The following is a 24,092-nucleotide window of genomic DNA, read 5'->3' on the forward strand; positions in this document are numbered from 1 at the left end:
AAAGAGTAGGTTAGAGACTAGTTTTAGCTGTAGCAGTTACAGATTTAGAGATTAGCTTTTTGGGGGAAAAGTCATTGACAGGATGTCATGTTTTTACTATTGATTTCACCTTCTTTGAGGCTTAATATAACTATAATACAAAGGAAAGAAGGTAATTCTGATGTTGGTTTGGCGAATTGTGACGGTGGTGGAATTACTTGTATTTGCTATTTTGGTAGCCTTTATCTTGCTTAGACCAGCAGATGCAACAGGTGTTGATAATAGCCTGACTATGCAGCTAATCAGTCTAGGTTTGATTGCCTTCTTATACTTGCTATTTCTCATAGGTCAAGTTATCTGGTACATTATCCTAAAAACAAAAAAGTCGTCTACCTCTCTCTGATGGTCAAGAGGAGGGTTCTTGCTATATGTTAAGGAAGTAAATGACTATTACTACGATATTATAAATGAAAGAGGCAGGAATTGATTTCCTGTCTCTTTATATCTTTTGTCGTCGTGAGTTGAATGTTTTTCCCTTGATTTTGGGAGCTTTTTAATGCTTGAGGAGTCAGCTTCCAGATGAAATTTCGTCCAAATTAGGCTATAATTGTTAGTATGAAAGTTCTACTTTATCTTGAAGGAAAATCAGTTCTTGAAAAATCAGGAATTGGTCGGGCTCTCCACCATCAGATGCATGCCTTGGACTTGGCGGGGATTCCCTATACAACAGACATCTTGGGTGATTACGATGTTGTTCATATCAATACTTACGGACCACGCAGTTTGATGTTGTTGCATGCCGCAAAACGCCGTGGCAAGAAGGTCATCATGCATGGTCATTCGACTCGTGAGGACTTTGAAAATTCATTCATCGGCTCCAACTTGCTGGCACCTCTTTTTGGAAAATATTTGGCCCACATGTATCAAAAGGCTGACTACGTGATTACGCCATCTGAGTATTCTAAAAAATTGATTCAGTCTTACGGGGTGACGACGCCGATTATTGCTGTTTCAAATGGTATTGATTTGAAAAAATACGGCAAGGACCCGCACAAGGAAAAAGTCTTCCGTGACTATTTTGGCATTAAGGAAGGACAGCCAGTTGTGATTTGTGCTGGCCTTTATTTTCAACGTAAGGGCATCGAAGACTTTGTCAAGGTTGCTGAGAAGATGCCACATGTTCGATTCATTTGGTTAGGCAGTATCAGTAAGTGGTTGATTCCTAAAAAGATTCGAGACATTGTCAATGGCAAGCATCCCGATAATGTCAGCTTCCCAGGTTATTTTAAGGGAGCGGTCTTTCAGGGGGCTATGAGTGGCGCCAGTGCTTTCTTTTTCCCATCTTATGAGGAGACAGAAGGAATTGTGGTACTTGAAGCCTTTGCTAGTCATCAGCATGTTGTCTTGCGTGACATTCCAGTTTATGAGGGCTGGGTTGACGACACGGCCGCCACATTTGGACATAATGTGGATGAATTTGTAGTGGCCTTGCAAGATATTATTGATGGTAAAGTGGACAAACATGAAGCAGGATACAAGGTTGCGGAAAGTCGCTCGATTGATGATGTGGCTCAGAAACTTGTAGAAGCCTACAAAGAAGTATTGGAGATTTAAATGCGTATCGGATTGTTTACAGATACCTATTTTCCACAGGTATCCGGTGTTGCGACGAGCATTCGCACATTGAAGACGCAGTTGGAAAAAATGGGGCATACGGTCTTTATCTTTACAACAACTGATAAGGATGTTGATCGCTATGAGGATTGGCAGATTGTCCGTATTCCTAGTGTGCCTTTCTTTGCCTTTAAGGACCGACGTGTGGCTTATCGTGGCTTTTCTAAGGCACTGGAGATTGCCAAGCAATACAAGCTAGATATTATTCATACACAGACTGAATTTTCTTTGGGTCTTCTTGGAATTGCGATTGCGCGTGAACTCAAGATTCCTGTCGTGCATACCTATCATACGCAATACGAGGACTACGTTCGCTACATTGCCAAGGGCATGGTGATTCGACCAAGCATGGTTAAGTACATTGTTCGTGGCTTTATGAGTGATTTAGATGGGGTCATTTGTCCAAGTGAAATTGTTTATGACCTTCTTCTTAAGTATAAGATAGCAGCTGAGAAACGTGTTATTCCAACTGGTATTGAACTTGAAAAATTCCAACGCCCAGAAATCACCGAAGAGGATAAGGCGGAATTGAGAGCCAAACTTGGTATTGCTTCTGATGAGATTATGTTGTTGAGTCTTTCTCGTATTTCTTATGAGAAAAACATTCAGGCAGTCCTAGCAGCATTACCATCTGTCTTAAAGGAGGAGGAAAAGGTTCGTCTGGTTGTTGCGGGTGCTGGGCCTTATCTGGAAGACCTTAAGTCGCAGACTGCTAAACTTGGTATTGAGGACAAGGTGATTTTCACTGGTATGATTGCGCCTAGTGAGACGGCACTTTATTATAAGGCTGCTGACTTCTTTATTTCAGCATCAACCAGTGAGACTCAGGGCTTGACCTATCTGGAAGCCTTGGCAAGTGGTACCCCAGTTATTGCGCATGGTAATCTTTATTTGGATAATGTGATTACAGACCAAATGTTTGGAACACTTTATTATCATGATAATGACCTGGCTGGTGCTATTTTGGAAGCAGCCATTGCAACACCTCAAAAAGATGAGAATAAGTGGTCTAAAAAGCTCTATGAGATTTCTGCAGAAAACTTTGGAAAACGTGTTTATGAGTACTATTTGGATTTGACCATTTCTAAGGATTTCCACAATGATTTGAATGGTGAAGATAGTACCATGAAGCGCCTGACTCGCATGGTGACCTATCTACCTACTAAGGCTATCAGCCTGCCTGTTAACGGATCTGTTCGCATCCTCAAAGGGTCTGCCAAGCAGGTCAAGAAAATCCGCAATATTACAAGACTTTTGGATTAAGTAAGTGCTTTGAGTTGCATCGTTTTACAAAAATCTGAGAATTGCTTCATAAAAGAGATAATTAGCTTGAAAAATTACAGTTTCATGCTATAATAACGCATAGAGACATATCAGTCATGGGAAATCTTTTAGAGAGCGTGTGGTGCTGGAAATCACGCAGAGGACATGATTGGGACTACTCGATTAACTTTTTATGCAAACATAAAACGGTGGCCACGTTAGAGCCAATCAGAGGTGTAGGACAAACTCGTTTTTTGTCGTACACGAACTAAGGTGGAACCACGTTGCGACGTCCTTTCGAGGATGTCGTTTTTTTCTATTCATCCTTTGCTTGAATACACCTCTTTCCAAACATTACTTACAAAATTAATTTAAGGAGAAAACCATGATTAAGATTACATTTCCAGATGGCGCTGTTCGTGAATTCGAATCTGGCGTGACAACTTTTGAAATTGCGCAATCTATCAGCAATTCTTTGGCTAAAAAAGCTCTTGCTGGTAAATTCAACGGTAAATTGATTGACACAACTCGTGCTATTACTGAGGACGGAAGCATCGAAATCGTGACACCTGATCACGAAGATGCCCTTCCAATCTTGCGTCACTCAGCAGCTCACTTGTTTGCCCAAGCAGCTCGTCGCCTCTTCCCAGATATTCACTTGGGTGTTGGCCCAGCTATTGAAGATGGCTTCTACTACGATACGGACAATCAAGCGGGTCAAATCTCAAACGAAGACCTTCCTCGTATTGAAGAAGAAATGAAGAAAATCGTTAAAGAAAACTTCCCATCTATTCGTGAAGAAGTGACTAAGGATGAAGCGCGTGAAATCTTCAAAAACGATCCTTACAAATTGGAATTGATTGAAGAACACTCAGAAGACGAAGGTGGCTTGACCATCTACCGTCAAGGTGAATACGTTGACCTTTGCCGTGGTCCTCACGTGCCATCAACTGGTCGTATCCAAATCTTCCACCTCTTGAATGTTGCAGGTGCTTACTGGCGTGGAAATAGTGATAATGCCATGATGCAACGTATCTACGGTACGGCTTGGTTCGACAAAAAAGATCTTAAAACATACCTTAAACGTCTCGAAGAAGCTAAAGAACGTGACCACCGTAAACTTGGTAAAGAACTTGATTTATTTATGATTTCTCAAGAAGTCGGTCAAGGTCTTCCATTCTGGTTGCCAAATGGTGCCACAATCCGTCGTGAGTTGGAACGCTACATCGTGGACAAGGAAGTCGCCGCGGGCTACCAACACGTTTACACTCCACCAATTGCATCAGTTGAACTTTATAAAACTTCAGGTCACTGGGATCACTACCGTGAAGATATGTTTCCTCCAATGGATATGGGAGATGGGGAAGAATTTGTCCTTCGTCCAATGAACTGCCCACACCACATTGAAGTCTACAAACACCATGTTCATTCTTATCGTGAATTGCCAATCCGTATCGCTGAAATCGGTATGATGCACCGTTATGAAAAATCTGGTGCCCTTACAGGACTTCAACGTGTTCGTGAAATGTCACTTAACGATGGACATACTTTCGTTGCTCCAGAACAAATCGAAGATGAATTCAAGAAAATCCTTCAATTGATTATTGATGTTTATGAAGACTTTAACTTGACGGATTACCGTTTCCGTTTGTCTTATCGTGACCCTGCAGATAAGCACAAATACTTTGACAATGATGAAATGTGGGAAAATGCGCAACGCATGTTGAAAGCGGCTGTTGATGACATGGGTGTTGAGTACTATGAAGCTGAAGGAGAAGCAGCCTTCTATGGACCAAAATTGGATATCCAAGTTAAGACTGCTCTTGGTAAGGAAGAAACTCTTTCTACTATCCAGTTGGATTTCTTGCTTCCAGAACGTTTTGACCTTCACTACATCGGAGCTGATGGTGAAGAACACCGTCCAGTAATGATTCACCGTGGGGTTATCTCAACCATGGAACGATTTACTGCAATCTTGATTGAGAACTACAAGGGTGCCTTCCCAACATGGCTTGCCCCTCACCAAGTAACCCTTATTCCAGTATCTAACGAAAAACACGTGGACTACGCATGGGAAGTGGCTAAGAAACTTCGTGATCGTGGTGTCCGTGCCGAAGTGGATGAACGTAATGAAAAAATGCAGTTCAAGATTCGTGCTTCTCAAACGCAAAAAATTCCTTACCAATTAATTGTTGGTGACAAGGAAATGGAAGACGGAACTGTTAACGTTCGTCGTTATGGTCAAAAACAAACACACACTGAGACTGTCTCAGAATTTGTAGATAATATCCTTGCTGATATCGCTCGCAAATCACGCCCAGATGCCGAATAAATAAAGGGTCGGTTAGCTAAGCTAACTGACTTTTTAGTAGGATAAACCATGCCTGTTTTTATGAAAAGACTTTGCTTTCTGCTGGGGGCATTCCTAGTCTTATTACTAACTAGCTTTACCTATCATAGATTAGCCTTGCAAAGAGAAAAGGCCTCTCTAACACCTAAAGGTCAACTGGTAGCTGTCAATGGACACAAAATGAGCGTCTTGGTAAAAGGAAACGGTCCGCAAACCCTAGTTTTTCTCTCTGGTGCTGGAACGGCTTCACCGATCTTAGATTTTAAAGATGTGTATGATGGGCTTTCAGACAAGTATAGAATAGTCCTTGTTGAAAGAGCTGGTTATGGTTACAGTGAGGATACGTCTCAGTCAAGGGATGTTGCTGTAGTCCTTTCTGAAACACGTCAAGCACTTGCCAAAGCTCATGTGTCAGGTCCCTATATCGTGATTTCTCATTCGATGGCCTCATTAGAGACGCTCCTCTGGCAAGAAAACTACCCGAGTGAAGTGAAAGCTGTGGTTGGTCTTGATTGGGCATTTCCAGAAAGTTATTCCCATTTGAAGAGGTACCCTCAGATGTTGCGTCTGGCCCGTTGGGGAAGTCAATTAGGTCTGCTAAGATTACTGCCGAGACAATTATATATGCCCAATGAGAACCTAAGTGATAGTGACCGCCGTCTCTATCAAGAAATAGCTTACAGACAACTCTTGTCGCAAGCTATGTTAAATGAGAGCCTGTGTGTTAAAGAAAATGCTAAAAAGGTGAACTCCACTAGCATCAAGTCACAAATACCCGTGCTACTCATGGTCTCTAATGGAAAAGGGACAGGTTTCAGTCAGGAGCAGTGGCGACACTATGCGACTAGTTTTGCGAAGAATCAGGAAAATATCGAACTGGCGTTTTATGATGCTCCTCATTATTTCTACCACTATCAGACCAAAGAAGTGATTAGAAGCATAGAGGATTTCATACAAGAGACAACTGATTAAATGATTGAGGAGAGATGTGATGCTCATTGGTTCAAAAGCCTTTAATTGCTTATGGAAGGAATGGCAGGAAGAACACCAACCATTGCAAGTACTTCAGTTATTGCTGGCTTATATAGAGATGCCAGAAGACCTATCTGGGGAACTTAAAGAAACCCAAGACTTATTATCTTATTTTGATCCTGACTTGGCGCCTCATAATTCCTTTTGGAAGGATATTGTTAGGTTAGTAGATTTGGCTTTTCCTGGTGATAGCTTGTCTCAGGAAGGCCTTGTAGAGCGCCAAATTCATCAGCTACGTTACCTGATTTCGAGTCAACAGGCCCAGTATGTGCGGAGGCATTATAAAAAGCCAGGGATGACGGACAAAGATGCTTTGGCTGCCTATCTCAGATGGAAGCCATTTACCATGTTTGATCAGGGGCGTTTGCACCAAAAGATTGCTGTCCGTGCTGGGGAGGTGGTTTATCCTGATGGGATTCCAAGTATCAATCTTAAGATTCTCCTTTATAATCGCATAGAGTTTATTTTGGATAGTCAGGGAAATTTTCTCAATGAGGTCGATGCTGAGAAGGTGACGGAGAGTGGCGTGGTTAATGGCGCCAGTTTCAACTATGGCAATTATAAGCGCCATTGGCAACTGGATGTGGAACCAGTCCAACCACATGATCCTGACTATCGTAATCGGATGACAAAGGGTTTTCGATCTCCTAACAAATTGAGAAAGAAGTGGGGACGGAAAGCGCCCGAACAGTTTGATAAATCTTTCTACAATCCAAAAGGTATCTATGCCCAATCTCATAGGTCTTTGGCAAATGATGTCAAACGCCAAGCCAGAGCTTTTCTCGCTATGGTTTATGGCTTCAAACCGTTCCATACAAAGTAATCAAAGGAGTTTAATATGTCTAAACAACCCCAAAATAATAAGGGAACGGCGGTCCTAGGATCGCTAGTCTTTATGGCCTTATACGCCTTAGGTATTTGGCACAATGCTGTCCGAGGAAATATTCCCTTCCTCATTCTTTGGAGTGTCTTACTCCTTGTTAATGTCAGCTATTTGATTTTCCGTTTGAAAAAATAAAAAATAAGACAGACCTGTAAGAAATTTAGGTCTGTCTTATTTTTATATTCAATTATAACTTACCACTTGCTTTCTTCGGGGATAATAATCCAGCAAATGATGTAGAAAAGAAAACCTGTTCCGAATAAGAAAATCGCTGCAGCCCAGATGAGGCGAATAATGACAGGGTCAATGTCAAGATAATTGGCGATACCAGAGCAAACACCGGCGATGATTTTGTTGTTAGGATCTCGTCTGAGTTCTTTTTTCATGTGATTTACCTCCGTATGGCCTTGTTATATCATAACTATTTGAAACCTAGTATTAGTTTTAAGGAAGCATGAAATAGACGATTCCCATGTATTGAAGGGCTGAAGCCAACATGATGAAGAGGTGCCAAATCATGTGGAAATATGGTTTTTTCTTAGCATAGAAAGCTGCGCCAACCGTGTATGACAATCCTCCAGCAAGCATGAGTCCCCAAAAAGCAGGTCCTGTCTTAGTGATGATAGCAGGGATAATGAAGATTACCAACCAACCCATCATCAAATAGAGGAAGAGAGAGAACTTTTCATTGATTTTTTTGGCAAAGATTTTGTAGAGAATACCAAAAATTGTTGTTCCCCATTGGAGGATGATGATGCTGTAACCTAGCCAACCGCCAACTAGCGAGAGGGCAACAGGCGTATAGCTCCCAGCAATGGCAATGTAAATCATGCTGTGGTCAATGATACGTAGGACCATCTTGTGGGGTGAATTGTAATCCATGGCATGATAGATGGCTGAGCTCAAAAACATGAGGAAGAGACTGATGACAAAAACAGACATTCCGACAGCAGCAGTCATACCATAACCGTTGTTGGCATGGACGGCAGTGATTGGCAACAAGACCAGCATGGCTATAGCTCCGACAGCATGAGTCACGCTATTAGCCACCTCTTCGCCAAAGCTAAGTTTTTTACTGAGTTTGAGGTTGGGAGAAACATTAAATGTAGCAGTATTAGACATGGGTACCTCCTTCTAGGTCGTTTAAAAGTTGATGGGTAGCTCGGTAGCACTGTAGCGTCTGACAGGCTGAAAGAATGACTTGCGGTGCATCCTTGGGAATTTGACCATTCATGCAGGCGACAAAGTCATTGTAGTAGGCCTTCTGGCTTTCAGCATCTGTTCGTAGAATTTCCAAGGTTTTCGCAATCTCAGAAATCTCAAAAACGGTCTTTAGACTCGTAATCACAATAAGTCTGGCTACTTGAGCAGCATTGTATTTTTTCTTGATAGGTTTTGCGACATGGCCATGCTTGACATAATTATTGACCATAGAGGCGGTTAGCCCCTTGTCGTTTGGTCCCAAAGTGCTCTGGGTGACTTGATTGACATAGAGCAAAACCTGATCCAAATAGAGTTCAATCTCTGGTAATTCCTCCCAGAGAGGGTAGTGTTGTGTTGTCAAATTATAAAAACCTCTTTATCTAGTTTCCATAACTAGATTATAACATTATAGAAATTCAAGTCAAGTCAGAACTCGTGAGACATAAAAAAGATGTTGAGATAATATTTCCAACATCTTTATTTGTTATTCAATAAGATTATGTGATTTTTTGGACTGTTCTTCTATCACTTTTATGAGTTTCTAAGTTTCTCTAGAATTGCTTGAGCAGTTTCCTGATTCATATGTTTGGCCTTGAGAAGCTCAGTTAAAACTTGAGGCATTTCTTCGGGACTAGCTCCGGCTAACAGGGCCAGAGATTTAGCTTGGAGTTTCATATGTCCTGCTTGGATTCCTGTTGAGGTCAATGCCTTAAGGGCAGCCAGATTTTGGGCCAGTCCAAGAGAGACGATGATACTGGCAAGGGTTCTGGCATCTGGGTGGTTCAACAGATCATGGGCAATAGATACACTCGGATTAAGTCCAATAGAACCACCACGGGTTGCAATAGGCATGGGTAGGGTTAATTCTCCCACCAGTTCCTTAGCCTCTTGATCATAGGTCCATGTAGACAGGCCACGGTAGCTACCATCCTTGCTAGCATAGGCATGGCTTCCCGCCTCAACTGCTCGCCAATCATTTCCGGTTGCGATAACTAGGGCATCAATACCATTGAAAATTCCCTTATTATGGGTAGCTGCTCGGTAAGGGTCTACCTGAGCCAGTTGGCTGGCGAGTTCCATCTTCTTGGCTAGGTCATGGGCTTCTTCCTTATTTCGACTGAGGAAGCGTGTGCTAAGACGGCAAGTCGCTGTCACAAGGCTTTCGGTAGCTAGATTTGAGAGAATGGCCATGAGGCTTTGACCTTGGGAGAGATTTTCCAATTCTGGTACCAGCGCTTCCATCATGGTGTTGACCATATTGGCTCCCATGGCTTCTTGGGTATCGACAGCTAGATAGACAATGAGGAAGTCTCCCTTGGTGTCAGTCCAGAGCTTGCGTGGCCCTCCCCCGCGTTTAACGATAGAAGGGTGGGCTTCTTTAGCAATCTCTATAAGCTCTTGACTAGCTGCATGAATTTTACTTGAAGCAGTGGCTTTATCGGGGACATCAAAGAGGGCGACTTGTCCAATCATCTGACGATCATGAATCGTTGTTGTGAAACCGCCAGAGCGCTTAATGAGCTTATTGGCATAAGAAGCAGCAGCTACAACAGAAGGTTCCTCAGTAACCATGGGAACCTGATAGGTCACGCCATCGACCAAGACGTCTGGGCAAATGGCAAAGGGAAGTGTAAAGCGACCAATGACATTTTCAGCCATTTGATTGGCGGTTTCAAGAGAAAGTTGGTGATCATTACCCAGAAGATTTTGATTTTCCTGAGACAAAAGAGCATTATTTTTCAAATGCTCTTTGCGTTCTTGCGGTGTCTTCTTGGAAAAACCTGTCCAAGAGAGTTTAGTCATATTAATTTCCTTTATAGATACGTTGGTGTTCAGAGATTTCAGTCAGTCGGAAAGGGCCAGTTTGATATTCAGCGAATTGGCTAGAACCAGTGTCATCTAACTGAGCTTCTTCATAGAAAAGTTTTTCATAGTCGGCAACACTTAACTTTTGACGTTTGGCAAAGGTATCTAGACGGTCTGAACGAAGCAGGTCTTTGTAGCCTTCAACCAGATATCCTGAGAAAATTTCAGAGACAGCTCCAGAACCATAAGAGAAGAAGCCAATCTTGTCTCCAGCTTTAAGGTCTTGCGACTGTTCAAGCAAGGAAAGAAGTCCAAGATAAAGTGACCCTGTATAGATATTCCCGATTTGACGACTATAGGTAATAGAAGCTTCGAAGTTACTTGTGAGACGCTCTTTATTCTCTGAGTTCAAATCTTTTGGAATAATTTTATTAAGTCCCTTAAGAGCCAATTTGGGATAAGGAAGGTGAAGGCAGAAAGCTGCAAAATCAGCGAAATCTGCTTGATGACGTTCCTGATAAGCTGACCAAGTGGTTTTCAAACTGTCAAGGTACTGTTTGGTTGAGTAAATACCTTGAACATAAGGCGTTGAACTATAGTTGGGACGCCAGAAGTCCATGACATCACGGGTTTGTGCCACATTGTCATCAGCAAGCTCCAAGATACGAGGATCCTGACTGACTAGCATAGCTACGGCACCAGCCCCCTGAGTAGACTCCCCAGAGGAACCTACACCATAACGGGCGATGTCACTAGCGATAACCAGAACCTTGCTATCTGGATGGGCTGCTACATGTAATTTAGCGTAGTTCAGTCCGGCAGTTGCCGCATAGCAGGCTTCCTTCATTTCAAAAGAACGGGCAAATGGTTGAATGTTGAGAAGATTATGGACATAAACTGCAGCAGCCTTGGATTGGTCAATGGAAGACTCAGTAGCCACAATGACCATATCAATGGCCTGCTTGTCGTCGTCGGTTAAAATGTCAGCGGCTGCATCAGAAGCAAGTGTCACGATATCTTCCGTAATCGGTGTAACGCTAGTTGCATCAAGCATCAACCCCTTGCTGAATTTTTCCGGCTCTGCCCCACGGGCAAGAGCTAGATCCGCCATGTTTAGAACATATTGACTGGTCGCAAAACCAATCTTGTCAATTCCAATAGACATATGATGTTTCCTTTTTTCTTCATTGTAGAGCATCCAGAGGATACTAATCTATAGTGATTTTACCATAAAAGAGCGCTTTCGCCTTGAAAAAACTTTGATAGTTAGTAATATCTTATTTTTTGATAAGGGCTAGAGAATTTTACAAGACTTTCCTTGGGGGAACATGACCCTTTTGTTTCTCATTTGAAGTAGAATAAGGTAAAATTGAAGTGGTACTCTACTATTTTTTTAGCTATGTTAGAAAAGTAAAATTGTTGTTAGATATTGAAATCATTGCGAACGTTAAGTGAGACTTTCCGCTGTGAGAGCAGTGTCTGTGAATAAAGTGTTTTGTTTACAGACACTCGGAATTTTTGAGACCATAGGCTCAAAAATTAGTCTTGGAACTTCGAAGAAGTTCTAAGACGTCCGTAATCACTTTAGGAAAGTCTTAAAAAATACTTTGTTTTTAAATAGAATAAAGAGGAAAATCATGACAAAAGCAGATACTATTTTTAAAGAAAATATCACTAAAATCATGGAAGAAGGTGTTTGGTCGGAGCAAGCACGTCCCAAATACAAGGATGGTACAACAGCCAACTCCAAATACATCACAGGTTCTTTTGCAGAATATGATTTAAGTAAGGGAGAGTTTCCAATTACGACTCTTCGTCCTATCGCTATCAAATCTGCCATCAAAGAAGTGTTCTGGATTTATCAAGACCAGACAAACAGCTTAGATGTCCTTGAAGATAAGTATAATGTCCACTATTGGAATGATTGGGAAGTTGAAGACGTGCCTGCTAATAATGGGGACAAGCGTTCAATTGGTCAGCGTTATGGGGCGGTTGTTAAGAAACACGACATCATTAATCGTTTACTAGCCCAGTTAGAGGCCAATCCTTGGAATCGCCGTAATGTCATTTCTCTTTGGGATTATGAAGCCTTCGAGGAGACAGCGGGGCTTCAGCCTTGTGCCTTTCAGACCATGTTTGACGTTCGTCGTGTGGGTGAGGACATTTATTTGGATGCGACCTTGACGCAGCGCTCCAACGATATGTTGGTGGCCCATCACATTAATGCCATGCAGTATGTGGCTCTTCAGATGATGATTGCCAAGCATTTTGGCTGGAAAATTGGTAAGTTCTTTTATTTTGTCAATAACCTCCATGTTTATGACAATCAATTTGAGCAAGCCGAGGAACTTCTCAAGCGTCAACCGTCTGACTGCCAACCACGCTTGATCCTTAATGTTCCTGATGGAACTAATTTTTTCGATATTAAACCAGAAGATTTTGAATTGGTGGACTATGATCCTGTTAAACCCCAACTCAAATTTGACTTAGCAATTTAATAAATGCTTATGATTTAAGCCCATAAAGAGCTGGCAAAGTTTTTCCAAGCTCTTTTTCTCTTTTTTTGTTAGAATGGATTGTAAACGTAAAAAGAAAAGGAAATACTATGTCTAAACAACTCATTGCTATTTGGGCGGAAGCTCATAACCATGTTATTGGGAAGAATCACACCATGCCTTGGCACTTGCCTGCTGAACTGGCACATTTCAAAAAAACAACCATGGGTTCAGCTATTCTTATGGGGCGTGTGACCTTTGATGGCATGAATCGCCGTTGTCTACCAGGACGTGAAACCTTGATTTTGACACGAGACAAGGATTTTAGCTGTGAGGGTGTGAGAGTGGTGACTAGTGTTGAGGAAGCTCTAGCTTGGTTTGAACAGCAAGATAAGGACCTCTATATTGCTGGCGGTGCTGGTGTCTACAAGGCTTTTGATGGTCACTATGATGCACTCGTTAAGACAACTATCGAGGCTGATTTAGAGGGAGACACGTATTTTCCACAACTAGATATGACGGCATTTAAAGAGGTATCACGACATCTAGTGGTTAAGGATGATAAAAATGCCTATGATTTTAGCGTAAGTCGCTATGAAAAAGAAGGAGACTAGGTTCATGCAACGTAGTGTTTTTGGATTATTTACTGCATTATTGGGAGTACTATGTGTATTGTCCGCAATCCCTGCCTTTCGTAAGAAACGTTATGGTTTAGCAGTTTTTCTCTTATTAAATGCTTTTACTAACCTTGTCAATACTATTCACGCCTTCTATGGCACCCTATTTTAGAAAAGAGTGAGGAATAAATGGCTGGAAATCGTAATGAAGAAATGGTTTATTGTTCGTTTTGCGGCAAAAACCAAGAAGAAGTAAAGAAAATTATCGCTGGGAATGGCGTCTTTATCTGTAACGAATGTGTGGCCTTGTCACAAGAAATTATTCGTGAAGAAATGGCAGAGGAAGTTTTGGCTGACTTGGCTGAAACACCAAAGCCAAAAGAACTTTTGGATATTTTGAACAACTATGTCGTAGGGCAAGATCGTGCTAAACGTGCCTTGGCAGTAGCTGTTTACAACCACTATAAACGTATCAACTTCACCGAAAGTCGTGAAGACAACGAAGTGGAACTGCAAAAATCAAATATTCTTATGATTGGACCAACAGGTTCAGGGAAGACTTTCTTAGCTCAGACCTTGGCTCGTAGTTTGAATGTACCTTTTGCAATTGCTGATGCCACTTCATTGACAGAGGCAGGTTATGTGGGTGAGGATGTGGAAAATATCCTCCTCAAACTCATTCAAGCCGCAGATTTCAATATTGAACGTGCGGAACGTGGTATCATCTATGTCGATGAGATTGATAAAATTGCCAAAAAAGGTGAGAATGTTTCCATCACTCGTGACGTTTCAGGTGAAGGGGTTCAACAAGCCCTCTTGAAAATTATTGAAGGAACAGTGGCCAGTGTTCCCCCTCAAGGTGGTCGTAAACACCCTAACCAAGAGATGATTCAAATTGATACGAAGAATATTCTCTTCATCGTGGGTGGTGCTTTTGATGGTATCGAAGATATCGTTAAGCAACGTCTGGGTGAGAAAATCATTGGTTTTGGTCAAAATAATAAGGCAATTGATGATGATTCATCCTATATGCAAGAAATTGTCGCTGAAGATATCCAAAAATTCGGTCTTATCCCTGAGTTCATTGGGCGTTTGCCAGTCCTTGCTGCTCTTGAACAGTTTACCGTTGATGATTTGGTACGCATCTTGACCGAGCCTAAGAATGCCTTGGTCAAACAGTATCAAACTCTCTTGTCTTATGATGGCGTTGAACTTGAGTTTGATCAGGAGGCTCTTGGGGCTATTGCAAGCAAGGCAATCGAACGTAAGACAGGTGCTCGTGGACTTCGCTCTATCATTGAAGAAGTCATGATGGATGTCATGTTTGACATTCCGAGTCAAGAAGATGTTACAAAGGTTCGCATCACCAAAGAAGCTGTGGATGGCACTGCTTCACCGATTATGGAAACGGTGTAAAGGGGGATGTATGGCTGAAGAACAAGTCCTAAATACCCATAATGCTGAGATTCTGCTCAGTGCAGCAAATAAGAGCCATTACCCACAAGATGACCTGCCTGAAGTTGCCCTTGCAGGACGTTCAAATGTTGGTAAATCAAGCTTTATCAACACACTTCTTGGTCGTAAAAACCTTGCCCGTACTTCTGGAAAACCTGGAAAAACGCAATTGCTTAACTTCTATAATATTGACGATAAACTGCGTTTTGTGGATGTGCCAGGCTACGGTTATGCCCGCGTTTCCAAAAAAGAACGTGCCAAATGGGGGAAAATGATTGAGGAGTATCTCGTGACTCGAGACAATCTTCGTGTCGTTGTTAGCTTGGTTGACCTTCGACATGAACCAACTCAGGACGATATTCAAATGTATGAATTTCTCAAGTATTATGAGATTCCAGTTATCGTTGTAGCGACTAAGGCTGATAAGATTCCTCGTGGAAAATGGAACAAGCACGAATCCGTCATAAAGAAAAAACTTAATTTCGATAAAAATGACCATTTCATCGTCTTTTCATCTGTCACACGTGACGGTTATGATGAAGCATGGGATACGATTTTGTCAGAATTGTAAGAAGAGCTCGGAGAAATCCGAGTTTTTTTGTGATAGTTTGTGTCTATCTCTTTGATAGTTTCCACCTATTATCCAAGGAGATGATATTGTGATAAGCTTGTTTTATTACATTTTTGGAGGAATTTATGGAAAACCATAATTATGAAAATGAAGGTCAGTTCCAACGGAAGATGACTTCACGCCACCTCTTTATGCTATCGTTGGGTGGTGTCATTGGTACTGGTCTCTTCTTGAGCTCAGGCTATACGATTGCACAAGCGGGTCCCCTCGGTGCTATCCTATCTTATCTTGTGGGAGCTATCGTTGTTTACTTGGTCATGCTTTCATTGGGGGAGTTAGCAGTAGCTATGCCAGTGACGGGGTCCTTCCACACCTATGCTACTAAGTTTATTAGTCCGGGAACCGGCTTTACAGTAGCCTGGCTTTATTGGATTTGTTGGACGGTTGCCTTGGGAACAGAATTTTTGGGTGCTGCCATGTTGATGCAACGTTGGTTTCCATCAGTTCCAGCTTGGATTTTTGCAGCCTTCTTTGCCTTAGTGATTTTTGGGATTAATGCTTTGAGCGTGAGGTCTTTTGCGGAAGCGGAATCCTTCTTCTCGTCAATAAAAGTCATTGCTATCTTGGTCTTCATCATTCTCGGTCTTGGAGCAATGTTCGGTTTGGTGAGTTTTGATGGTCACCATGAGGCTATTATGTTTAAGCATTTGACGGCTAATGGTCTCTTTCCAAATGGTGGTCTTGCCATTGTGTCAGTCATGTTGGCTGTTAATTATGCCTTTTCGGGAACAGAGTTAATCGGTATCGCAGCTGGTGAGACAGATAATCCTAAAGAGGCTGTTCCACGTGCTATTAAAACGACCATTGGACGCTTGGTTATCTTCTTTGTTTTGACCATTGTGGTCTTGGCTTCGCTTCTTCCCATGAAAGAAGCAGGGGTATCCTCAGCCCCTTTCGTTGATGTTTTTGACAAGATGGGGATTCCATTTGCGGCAGACATCATGAACTTTGTTATCCTGACAGCTATTCTTTCTGCTGGGAATTCGGGACTCTACGCTTCGAGCCGTATGCTTTGGTCTTTGGCCAATGAGGGAATGCTCAATAAAAAGCTAGTGAAAATTAATAAGCACGGTGTTCCAATGACAGCTCTTTTGATTTCCATGGCCGGAGCAGTTTTATCGCTCTTCTCAAGTATCTATGCAGCAGATACGGTTTATCTAGCTTTGGTATCAATCGCTGGTTTTGCAGTTGTAGTTGTTTGGCTTTCTATTCCTATGGCACAGCTTAATTTCCGTAAACAGTGGAAGCTAGAACATTCTGAAGACCAACTGGACTATAAGACTCCGTTTAATCCTGTCCTTCCTTATATCACAATCGTTCTATTGGCTATTTCTGTGCTTGGGATTGCTTGGGATAGTTCACAACGTGCGGGACTCTACTTTGGTATTCCTTTCATGATTTTCTGTTACCTTTATCACTACCTTCGCTTTAAAAAATGGTAAGGAGGTCTTTCATGGCAATATTTAAAGATTATTTGGAAAATAAATCCCCTCTCATTCTTCATGGCGCACTAGGAACAGAGATGGAGGCCTTGGGTTATGATATTTCAGGCAAGCTCTGGTCAGCCAAGTACCTTCTTGAGAAGCCAGAGGTTATTCAAGAAATTCACGAAACCTATGTAGCTGCTGGGGCTGACTTGATTACCACATCATCTTATCAAGCGACCTTACCGGGCTTGATGGAGGCAGGGCTTACTGAAAGAGAAGCGGAGCAGGTTATTGCCCTAACGGTCCAGTTGGCAAAGGCTGCACGAGATAAGATATGGTCAACCTTGGATGAGACCGAGAAAGCCAAGCGTCCCTATCCTTTGATTTCTGGAGATGTTGGTCCTTACGCAGCCTATTTGGCCAATGGTTCTGAGTATAGTGGAGATTATGGTCAGGTTACCGTTGAAACTCTTAAGGATTTTCATCGCCCTCGAATTCATGTTCTCCTAGATCAGGGTGTCGATTTGTTGGCTTTGGAAACCATTCCTAATCATCTGGAAGCACAAGCCTTGGTTGAGCTTTTGGCTGAAGAATTTCCTGAGGTAGAAGCTTATATCAGTTTTACCATTCAGGTTCCAGATGCCATCAGCGATGGGACTTCTCTAGATGAGATGGCCAAGCTTGTTTCTCAGTCTAATCAAATCTTGGCGGTAGGAATCAATTGCAGTTCGCCGATTCTTTATGAACAAGCTCTACCTGTTCTCAAGAAGGCAGGCAAGGCACTTATTACTTACCCTAATTCGGGTGAAGTTTATGATGGTGACAGTCAAACTTGGAAACCTAAAGACAAGGATGCCCTCACCCTGCTCGAACATAGCAAAGATTGGCATGCTCATTTTGGGGTTCAGATTTTAGGGGGGTGCTGTCGTACACGTCCAAATGACATCAAGGCCTTATATCAAGAATTTAGAACCTAGTCAAATTTCTAATTATTTGTTATAATATGTGATTGTAAGGCCAAACGGCCTACATACTATCTGTAAAAATAAATCCAGCGTTAAGCTGGTTTTTAAAATGAAGAGGAAAATATGACCTACGAACAAGAATTTCTAAAAGACTTTGAAGCATGGGTTGTTACCCAAGTTAAAGTAAACGAAAAAGCCTTAGCCGCTAGTAAGAAAATTTGGGAAGAAGATGGTGATGAACGTGCCCGTGACGCAAGTTTCCGTTATGAAGCTAAATTAGATGCCTACAATTTCCTAATTGGTAAGTTTACCAATTATCGTGCCGGTAAAGGTTTCCATGATATGCCAGAAGGCTTGTTCGGGGAACGTCACTATTAATAGAAAATGATAAAGAAATGAGCGACGACCTTCTATAGGAAGAAGTCGTCTTTCAAAATGGGAGAAAAAACACATGGCAAAAGTAAAAAATAAAAAGAAGGCTTTTAAACACCGTTTGAAAAAACAAGGACTTTTCAATAATCTGAAAGCCCCTGTTCCACCAGTTGCTCCGGTACCACCAGTAGCCCCACAAGCGGTTGCTGAAACGCAGCCAGTTGCTGAAGAGGAAGTGGTCGCTAAAGACCTTAGTCTTGAAGCCTTTTCAGAACTTCCAGAAGTGGAAGGCCTTCGTTCAAACCTTGTAGAGACTCTTTACAATGAAGGTTTGACGTCAGCAGCAGCCTTTGCAGGTGTGACTGAAGAAGAAGTCCTAGCCCTTAAAGGTGTAGGACCTGCAACTGTTAAAAAATTGAAAGAAAATGGTGTCAGCTTTAAAGCCTAATCCTTAAAAAGATCCGAGGTCGAGACTTCGGATCTTTATTGTTTGCCTTATTAGCTATTTTGGTGATTGTCAGAACAGAAAACCACTAGCTTTTTGCTAGTGGTTGATAGATCTGAATTATTTATTTCTTTGGATTTTGTTTGGTTAAATTAAGTCCAAAAGGGACCAAGTTTTCTTGATGCTTGCGAATACGGGCCATATTCTCAGTGTGACGGAAAATAATCACTAAAGCCATGATGATAAGAACAGCACTAAAGATTGGGTCATACCCATCTAGTAAAAAATGGATAGCCGGGAAAGTAGCCAGGGTAATCAGCCCAACAACTGCAGCAGTGACACTTGAAAATGAAATCATGCTGGTTAGATAGAGCGTTAGAGCAAAGACCAAGAGCAAGAAGACGCAGTAGAGGGGGGCAAAACCAAGAAGCACCCCAGCACTTGTTGCAACTGCCTTTCCACCCTTAAAACTAGCGAAGATTGGGAAAACATGTCCAATGATGGCAAAGAAACCAATGATTAGAGGAGATACAGCTGTGACACCCAACCAAACCGGTAGGAGCACTGCCAAAGTCCCCTTAAGCATGTCCACTAAGAAAGTGATTGTGCCAGCCGTCTTACCAAGAACACGGAAGGTATTAGTTGTTCCAGTATTTCCAGATCCGTGCTCCCGAAGATTCGTATGAAAGAAAACTTTTCCAATCCAAAGACCAGTCTGAATGGAACCCAGCAGGTAGGCGATAAGAATTAATAATAAGATTTTCATGAGATAATTATAGCATACAGCTTAGTAATTGACAAAGTTGGTCAGATTTAAGATAAGCTAACAGCTTTCCTGATTTCCTTTGCAAATTCTTCTGAAAACCTATAAAATAATAAGGATGAAAATTTTGGAGGTCACTCTTGGCTAAAAAAGAAATAAATGTAAATAATTATAATGATGATGCCATTCAGGTACTGGAAGGGTTAGATGCGGTTCGCAAGCGCCCAGGAATGTACATTGGCTCAACGGATGGGACAGGTCTTCATCACCTGGTTTGGGAGATTGTCGATAATGCCGTCGACGAAGCTCTCTCAGGCTTTGGTGATGTCATCGCTGTCACCCTAAATAAGGATGGTTCCGTTTCTGTTTCTGACTCTGGACGTGGGATGCCGACAGGGATGCATGCCATGGGTAAACCAACAGTTGAAGTTATTTTCACCGTCCTCCACGCAGGTGGTAAATTTGGACAAGGTGGTTATAAGACTTCTGGAGGTCTTCACGGTGTGGGTTCCTCAGTTGTTAATGCGCTATCTAGCTGGCTTGAGGTAGAGATTACCCGTGATGGTAGCGTCTATCGTCAGCGTTTTGAAAATGGGGGTCACCCTGTAACAGGACTTGAAAAAATCGGCAAGGCACCTAAATCTAAGACAGGTACAAAAGTTACCTTTATGCCTGATGCTAGTATCTTTTCAACGACTGACTTCAAATTTAACACCATTTCAGAACGTCTCAAAGAATCAGCCTTCCTTCTTAAGAATGTCACCATGACATTGACAGACTTGCGTGGCGAAGAAGAAGTTCGTGAAGAATTCCACTATGAAAATGGGGTTCAAGACTTTGTAACTTACTTGAATGAGGACAAGGAAACGCTGACACCAGTCATCTATATTGATGGAGACCAGCAGGAATTTCACCTAGAAGTAGCCCTTCAGTACAATGACGGTTACTCTGATAATATCCTTTCCTTTGTCAATAATGTCCGTACTAAGGATGGCGGTACTCACGAGACAGGTTTTAAATCAGCTATTACCAAGGCTTTTAACGATTATGCCCGTAAGACAGGCCTTCTCAAAGAAAAGGATAAAAATCTTGAAGGGTCAGATTACCGTGAGGGCTTGTCAGCAGTTATCTCGCTCTTGGTTCCTGAAGAACACCTTCAGTTTGAAGGACAAACCAAGGACAAACTTGGATCTCCTTTAGCTCGTCCTATTGTGGATAGCATCGTTTCAGAGCATTTGACCTACTTCCTTATGGAAAATGGAGATTTGGCTTCGAACTTGGTGCGTAAGGCTATCAAGGCCCGTGATGCCCGTGAAGCTGCCAGAAAAGCTCGTGATGCCAGTCGAAATGGCAAGAAAAATAAAAAAGACAAGGGACTCTTGTCAGGAAAATTGACGCCAGCCCAGTCTAAAAATGCTAAGAAAAATGAGCTTTATCTGGTCGAAGGGGATTCTGCCGGCGGTTCAGCCAAACAAGGCCGTGATCGTAAATTCCAGGCCATTCTTCCTCTTCGAGGGAAGGTTCTCAACACTGAGAAAGCCAAAATGGCAGACATTCTCAAAAACGAAGAAATCAATACCATGATTTATACTATCGGTGCAGGAGTTGGAGCTGATTTTAACCTTGACGATATCAACTACGACAAGATTATCATCATGACCGATGCCGATACCGATGGGGCTCACATCCAAACTTTGCTTCTTACTTTCTTCTATCGTTATATGCGTCCACTAGTGGAAGCAGGACACGTTTATATCGCTCTGCCTCCTCTTTACAAGATGTCCAAAGGTAAAGGCAAGAAGGAAGTTGTCGAATACGCTTGGACGGACGGCGAACTTGAAGAACTTCGTCAAAAATTTGGTCGTGGCGCTCTTCTTCAACGGTACAAGGGGCTTGGTGAAATGAATGCTGACCAGCTTTGGGAAACAACCATGGATCCAGAGACAAGAACCCTTATCCGAGTGACGATTGACGACCTAGTGCGTGCTGAACGTCGTGTCTCAGTCCTTATGGGAGATAAACCAGCACCACGCCGTCAATGGATTGAAGATAACGTTAAATTTACCTTGGAAGAAAGCGGCGTATTTTAGGTATGGGAGATAATTCCGAATTGAAAGAAATTGCAATAAAGTTTAGGTATGCTATTGAAAAAGCTATTCAAGCTGGAGAACTTAGGGATAGTGACTTAGAGAATTTTCCAAACGGATGTTGTAATTATATAAGTGACTGTCTACAAAGGTATTTATATGAGCATGGAATCGAAACATTGTGTGTGTTTGGAAAATGTGGTTACGGGTGGGATTCAGAATCACATGTTTGGTTAGTTACAATTAATAATGTCATTATTGATATTACTGGGGATCAATACAAGGATAATAGAGCGATGCTTAATTATGATATTTCAGTGTTTGTTGGTGAGGCGGATGAATTTCATAAATTATTTGAATATAATGGTCGTCCAATAAAATATACTTCCAATGAAGTACCAAATGATCCTTATCGAAAAAGTCGTGAACGAAGCCGGGAAATTTATCATAAAATTTTGAAATTTATTTAGCTAGATTTCCACTAAATATATGGGAGTTTGAATTTACATGCTACTCAAACAAGGAGTTTGTAGAATTTAGGAAGTATAAAATGGGATATCAAAAAATTACTATAAAAAAAGATTCATTGCCTAGTAAAGTCGTAGATTTAGAATTTAAAAGTTTTAACAAAAAAGAGAAAAAATATTACAAACCAATCTTAATTTTTGCTAGAAATGGGATGGGAAAGACGACTATAGCAACTGAACTTGCTGAATATGCTATTGATTTAGAAGACGATGATTTAAATGAAATAGAGCGAGAGAACAGCATTTCAGTTTATGGTTCAGACGATTTAGAATATGAAGTGACTAATAGTGACGTTATTTATGTTATAAAGGAAAATTCAAGTAATCGTTTTACAAATATTGGTGACCAATCAATATTTGTTTTAAACTCAGATAGTGCTAGAATTATCAATCAAATTGATGGTGAAATAAATAAACGATGTGAGGAATTGAAAGATAAAGTGGAGAGACTATTAAAGCATGGTGGGAATCGTAATGATCCTGATAAAATGCTTGTTAGATTGCTTTATAATAATAAAATTCTGACTGATATAGGTACATTTAATAAGAGAGAGGCAAAACTTACGTATTACAAATATAGCCTTTCTCCGATTGAGGTACTTGAAAAGATAAATAATATTGATTGGTCATCTAAAACAGAAGAAACAAAAGATATTCAAGAAAAATTATATAATGCAGAGGAATTAGCTGAATTTCATACTACATTGAAACTTTCTTCGGGTTTTATTGAAGATATGGAAGGTGAAAAAGAGACTAATGTTAAATACAAAACTATATTGAATGAACTGGAAAGTATTCAAAAATCTTCAATAGAAGGTTTGAGTGGTTTTATAGAAAAATATAGAAAATTATTGTCATTCTTAGAGGAATTAAAGGAAAAGAGTCTTAATAATATCTCAGAGGAATTTTCTAAAGAAATAAATCCTCAGTTGTCCCAAATATTTTTTGATTCAGATCGTTTACAGATTGATGAAAGTGGGAAACTTTTATCAAGAGGAGAATCTGTTAAATTTAGTCGATTGTCTGCAGCTGAGAAGAATATCATTACCTTGATTTATTCATTTTATGAGTTAAAGAATAAGATTGATAGTACAGAAGATAAAAAGTCGGTTTTACTTGTTCTTGATGATCCTATTTCCAGTACGGATTATTCAAATAAAGTTGGTTTGTATGGTTTCTTTAGAAAACAGATAAAGGAATTAACGGGACTTTATAGTGAAATTAGGTTTGTTATTTTCACTCATGATGAAGAAGTATATTATCATTTTAGTAAGATATTTGATGATATAGTTTGTTATCATAAAAATGGAAGAACAAAAGATAAAGATAGAAGAACAAAAGAAGAACAAGTACAGCATAGAGAATTAACTTCCTATGGTTTAGAAGAACGAGATTGTGAATATAATTTTTATGAAGAACAAATTAATTGGATATTTAAGTATGCCCTTAATTTAGCTCCAGAACTTGACTCTTACATTGGTAATGCTATGAGAAGGGTTCTAGAGGCATACGCAACCTTTAATTATAATTTGGGGCCTAGTGAGATTTCTACAAATGAGGGACTGCTTAATAAAATAACAGATCAAACTGAACGGGAATTTTTTGAAGCATATATGTACCGATTGATATTGAATTCTGATAGTCATGCGAGTGATAGAGTCAAGCGGTCTTCATCTAATTTCACTGATATGTTTGATGAAGAAGAGAAGAGAAAGACAGCTCAGTTGTTATTGGGATTTTTATACAGAATTGATCCTTTCCATATAGAAAGGATGTTGAAATCAAGTGTCTCTTCTTTTGAAGATTATGTTAAAGATTATAACAAGAAAATCGAAGAGCATAGGGAGTCCGAGAAGAAAATAAATAAGATTAAGGAAAACATTAGGGGAATAAATGAGAGTAAGTCCAAAACCTTCGAGGAAAAGAAAGAATTAATTGAGGAGAGAGAATTCGAATTAGAAAAAAAAGTTGACGAGAGAAAAGAATTAAAAGCTTATATTGAAAAAAATAAGAAAGAAAAATCAATCAAACAAAAAGCAATAGAATTTAAAGATATGATTGAATGTTGGTTGGATTTGATAAAATGATATAGAAAGAATGCTTTAATTATATTTTATG

General features: G+C 40.8%; 25 protein-coding genes. 19 read left to right on the forward strand and 6 right to left on the reverse strand.

Features of this window, described 5'->3' with window-relative positions; all coding sequences use genetic code 11:
- Window positions 1-160: 160 nt before the first annotated feature.
- The 7 genes from QRD39_RS06410 to QRD39_RS06440 all read left to right on the forward strand — a co-directional run bounded on the left by QRD39_RS06410 (window position 161) and on the right by QRD39_RS06440 (window position 7,316).
- Window positions 161-382, forward strand: coding sequence for a DUF3923 family protein (locus QRD39_RS06410; protein WP_285956031.1), 222 nt, complete (start codon window positions 161-163; stop codon window positions 380-382).
- A gap of 212 nt (window positions 383-594) precedes the next feature.
- The gene (locus QRD39_RS06415; RefSeq protein WP_285956032.1) at window positions 595-1,593 is read left to right on the forward strand and encodes an LTA glycolipid anchor biosynthesis glycosyltransferase, IagA/BgsA family; all 999 of its coding nucleotides are present in this window, start codon (window positions 595-597) and stop codon (window positions 1,591-1,593) included.
- A complete protein-coding gene (locus tag QRD39_RS06420) occupies window positions 1,594-2,916 on the forward strand; it encodes a glycosyltransferase family 4 protein (RefSeq protein WP_285956033.1) in 1,323 nt (440 codons plus the stop codon).
- 385 nt (window positions 2,917-3,301) lie between these two features.
- On the forward strand, window positions 3,302-5,248 hold the full coding sequence (gene thrS / locus QRD39_RS06425; protein ID WP_285956034.1) for a threonine--tRNA ligase: 1,947 nt from the start codon (window positions 3,302-3,304) through the stop codon (window positions 5,246-5,248).
- Window positions 5,249-5,296: 48 nt separating this feature from the next.
- Entirely contained in the window at window positions 5,297-6,238 is a 942-nt protein-coding gene (locus QRD39_RS06430) for an alpha/beta fold hydrolase (protein ID WP_285956035.1), read from the forward strand.
- 19 nt (window positions 6,239-6,257) lie between these two features.
- Window positions 6,258-7,121 (forward strand): DUF3114 domain-containing protein, encoded by an 864-nt coding sequence (locus QRD39_RS06435; RefSeq protein ID WP_285956036.1) that lies wholly within the window; start codon window positions 6,258-6,260, stop codon window positions 7,119-7,121.
- Between the two features lie 15 nt (window positions 7,122-7,136).
- Window positions 7,137-7,316, forward strand: a complete 180-nt coding sequence (locus QRD39_RS06440) for a hypothetical protein (RefSeq protein ID WP_285956037.1) — start codon at window positions 7,137-7,139, stop codon at window positions 7,314-7,316.
- A 59-nt stretch (window positions 7,317-7,375) separates the two neighbouring features.
- On the opposite strand, the gene QRD39_RS06445 is transcribed toward QRD39_RS06440, so the two are convergent.
- From QRD39_RS06445 to QRD39_RS06465, 5 genes are all read right to left on the reverse strand, one after another.
- Complete coding sequence (locus tag QRD39_RS06445) at window positions 7,376-7,567, reverse strand: PspC domain-containing protein (RefSeq protein WP_037613335.1); 192 nt, start codon at window positions 7,565-7,567, stop codon at window positions 7,376-7,378.
- Between the two features lie 58 nt (window positions 7,568-7,625).
- Window positions 7,626-8,303 (reverse strand): PAQR family membrane homeostasis protein TrhA, encoded by a 678-nt coding sequence (gene trhA, locus QRD39_RS06450; RefSeq protein WP_002889086.1) that lies wholly within the window; start codon window positions 8,301-8,303, stop codon window positions 7,626-7,628.
- Window positions 8,296-8,745, reverse strand: coding sequence for a DUF1836 domain-containing protein (locus QRD39_RS06455; protein WP_285956038.1), 450 nt, complete (start codon window positions 8,743-8,745; stop codon window positions 8,296-8,298). The genes trhA and QRD39_RS06455 overlap by 8 nt, the downstream gene beginning before the upstream one ends.
- 170 nt (window positions 8,746-8,915) lie before the next feature.
- Window positions 8,916-10,187, reverse strand: coding sequence for a hydroxymethylglutaryl-CoA reductase, degradative (locus QRD39_RS06460; RefSeq protein ID WP_285956039.1), 1,272 nt, complete (start codon window positions 10,185-10,187; stop codon window positions 8,916-8,918).
- Window position 10,188: 1 nt separating this feature from the next.
- Window positions 10,189-11,355, reverse strand: coding sequence for a hydroxymethylglutaryl-CoA synthase (locus QRD39_RS06465; protein WP_285956040.1), 1,167 nt, complete (start codon window positions 11,353-11,355; stop codon window positions 10,189-10,191).
- 472 nt (window positions 11,356-11,827) lie between these two features.
- Here QRD39_RS06465 and QRD39_RS06470 point away from each other — a divergent pair, with 472 nt between their 5' ends.
- The 9 genes from QRD39_RS06470 to QRD39_RS06510 all read left to right on the forward strand — a co-directional run bounded on the left by QRD39_RS06470 (window position 11,828) and on the right by QRD39_RS06510 (window position 18,600).
- Window positions 11,828-12,688 carry a thymidylate synthase gene (locus QRD39_RS06470; protein WP_021145798.1) on the forward strand — a complete coding sequence of 287 codons (861 nt, stop codon included), beginning with the start codon at window positions 11,828-11,830 and terminating at the stop codon, window positions 12,686-12,688.
- 107 nt (window positions 12,689-12,795) lie between these two features.
- Window positions 12,796-13,299, forward strand: a complete 504-nt coding sequence (locus tag QRD39_RS06475; RefSeq protein WP_002889081.1) for a dihydrofolate reductase — start codon at window positions 12,796-12,798, stop codon at window positions 13,297-13,299.
- A gap of 4 nt (window positions 13,300-13,303) precedes the next feature.
- Window positions 13,304-13,474 (forward strand): hypothetical protein, encoded by a 171-nt coding sequence (locus QRD39_RS06480; protein WP_008534072.1) that lies wholly within the window; start codon window positions 13,304-13,306, stop codon window positions 13,472-13,474.
- 17 nt (window positions 13,475-13,491) lie between these two features.
- Window positions 13,492-14,718, forward strand: coding sequence for an ATP-dependent Clp protease ATP-binding subunit ClpX (gene clpX, locus QRD39_RS06485; RefSeq protein WP_285956041.1), 1,227 nt, complete (start codon window positions 13,492-13,494; stop codon window positions 14,716-14,718).
- Window positions 14,719-14,728: 10 nt separating this feature from the next.
- Window positions 14,729-15,328 carry a ribosome biogenesis GTP-binding protein YihA/YsxC gene (yihA, locus tag QRD39_RS06490; RefSeq protein WP_008534074.1) on the forward strand — a complete coding sequence of 200 codons (600 nt, stop codon included), beginning with the start codon at window positions 14,729-14,731 and terminating at the stop codon, window positions 15,326-15,328.
- A 125-nt stretch (window positions 15,329-15,453) separates the two neighbouring features.
- On the forward strand, window positions 15,454-16,830 hold the full coding sequence (locus QRD39_RS06495) for an amino acid permease (RefSeq protein WP_285956042.1): 1,377 nt from the start codon (window positions 15,454-15,456) through the stop codon (window positions 16,828-16,830).
- An 11-nt stretch (window positions 16,831-16,841) separates the two neighbouring features.
- Window positions 16,842-17,792, forward strand: coding sequence for a homocysteine S-methyltransferase (gene mmuM, locus QRD39_RS06500; RefSeq protein ID WP_285956043.1), 951 nt, complete (start codon window positions 16,842-16,844; stop codon window positions 17,790-17,792).
- 111 nt (window positions 17,793-17,903) lie between these two features.
- The gene (locus QRD39_RS06505) at window positions 17,904-18,158 is read left to right on the forward strand and encodes a DUF1912 family protein (RefSeq protein ID WP_002889075.1); all 255 of its coding nucleotides are present in this window, start codon (window positions 17,904-17,906) and stop codon (window positions 18,156-18,158) included.
- Between the two features lie 73 nt (window positions 18,159-18,231).
- On the forward strand, window positions 18,232-18,600 hold the full coding sequence (locus QRD39_RS06510) for a helix-hairpin-helix domain-containing protein (protein ID WP_285956044.1): 369 nt from the start codon (window positions 18,232-18,234) through the stop codon (window positions 18,598-18,600).
- Between the two features lie 121 nt (window positions 18,601-18,721).
- Here QRD39_RS06510 and plsY read toward each other — a convergent pair whose 3' ends face one another.
- Window positions 18,722-19,363, reverse strand: coding sequence for a glycerol-3-phosphate 1-O-acyltransferase PlsY (gene plsY, locus QRD39_RS06515; RefSeq protein WP_008534079.1), 642 nt, complete (start codon window positions 19,361-19,363; stop codon window positions 18,722-18,724).
- Between the two features lie 137 nt (window positions 19,364-19,500).
- Between plsY and parE the strand changes: the two genes are divergently transcribed.
- From parE to QRD39_RS06530, 3 genes are all read left to right on the forward strand, one after another.
- Window positions 19,501-21,450 (forward strand): DNA topoisomerase IV subunit B, encoded by a 1,950-nt coding sequence (gene parE, locus QRD39_RS06520; protein WP_285956045.1) that lies wholly within the window; start codon window positions 19,501-19,503, stop codon window positions 21,448-21,450.
- 20 nt (window positions 21,451-21,470) lie between these two features.
- Window positions 21,471-21,917, forward strand: coding sequence for a hypothetical protein (locus QRD39_RS06525; RefSeq protein ID WP_285956046.1), 447 nt, complete (start codon window positions 21,471-21,473; stop codon window positions 21,915-21,917).
- Between the two features lie 80 nt (window positions 21,918-21,997).
- Complete coding sequence (locus tag QRD39_RS06530; RefSeq protein WP_285956047.1) at window positions 21,998-24,061, forward strand: hypothetical protein; 2,064 nt, start codon at window positions 21,998-22,000, stop codon at window positions 24,059-24,061.
- Window positions 24,062-24,092 lie beyond the last annotated feature (31 nt).

The sequence above is a fragment of the Streptococcus raffinosi genome (assembly GCF_030284685.1).
Lineage (GTDB): Bacteria > Bacillota > Bacilli > Lactobacillales > Streptococcaceae > Streptococcus > Streptococcus raffinosi.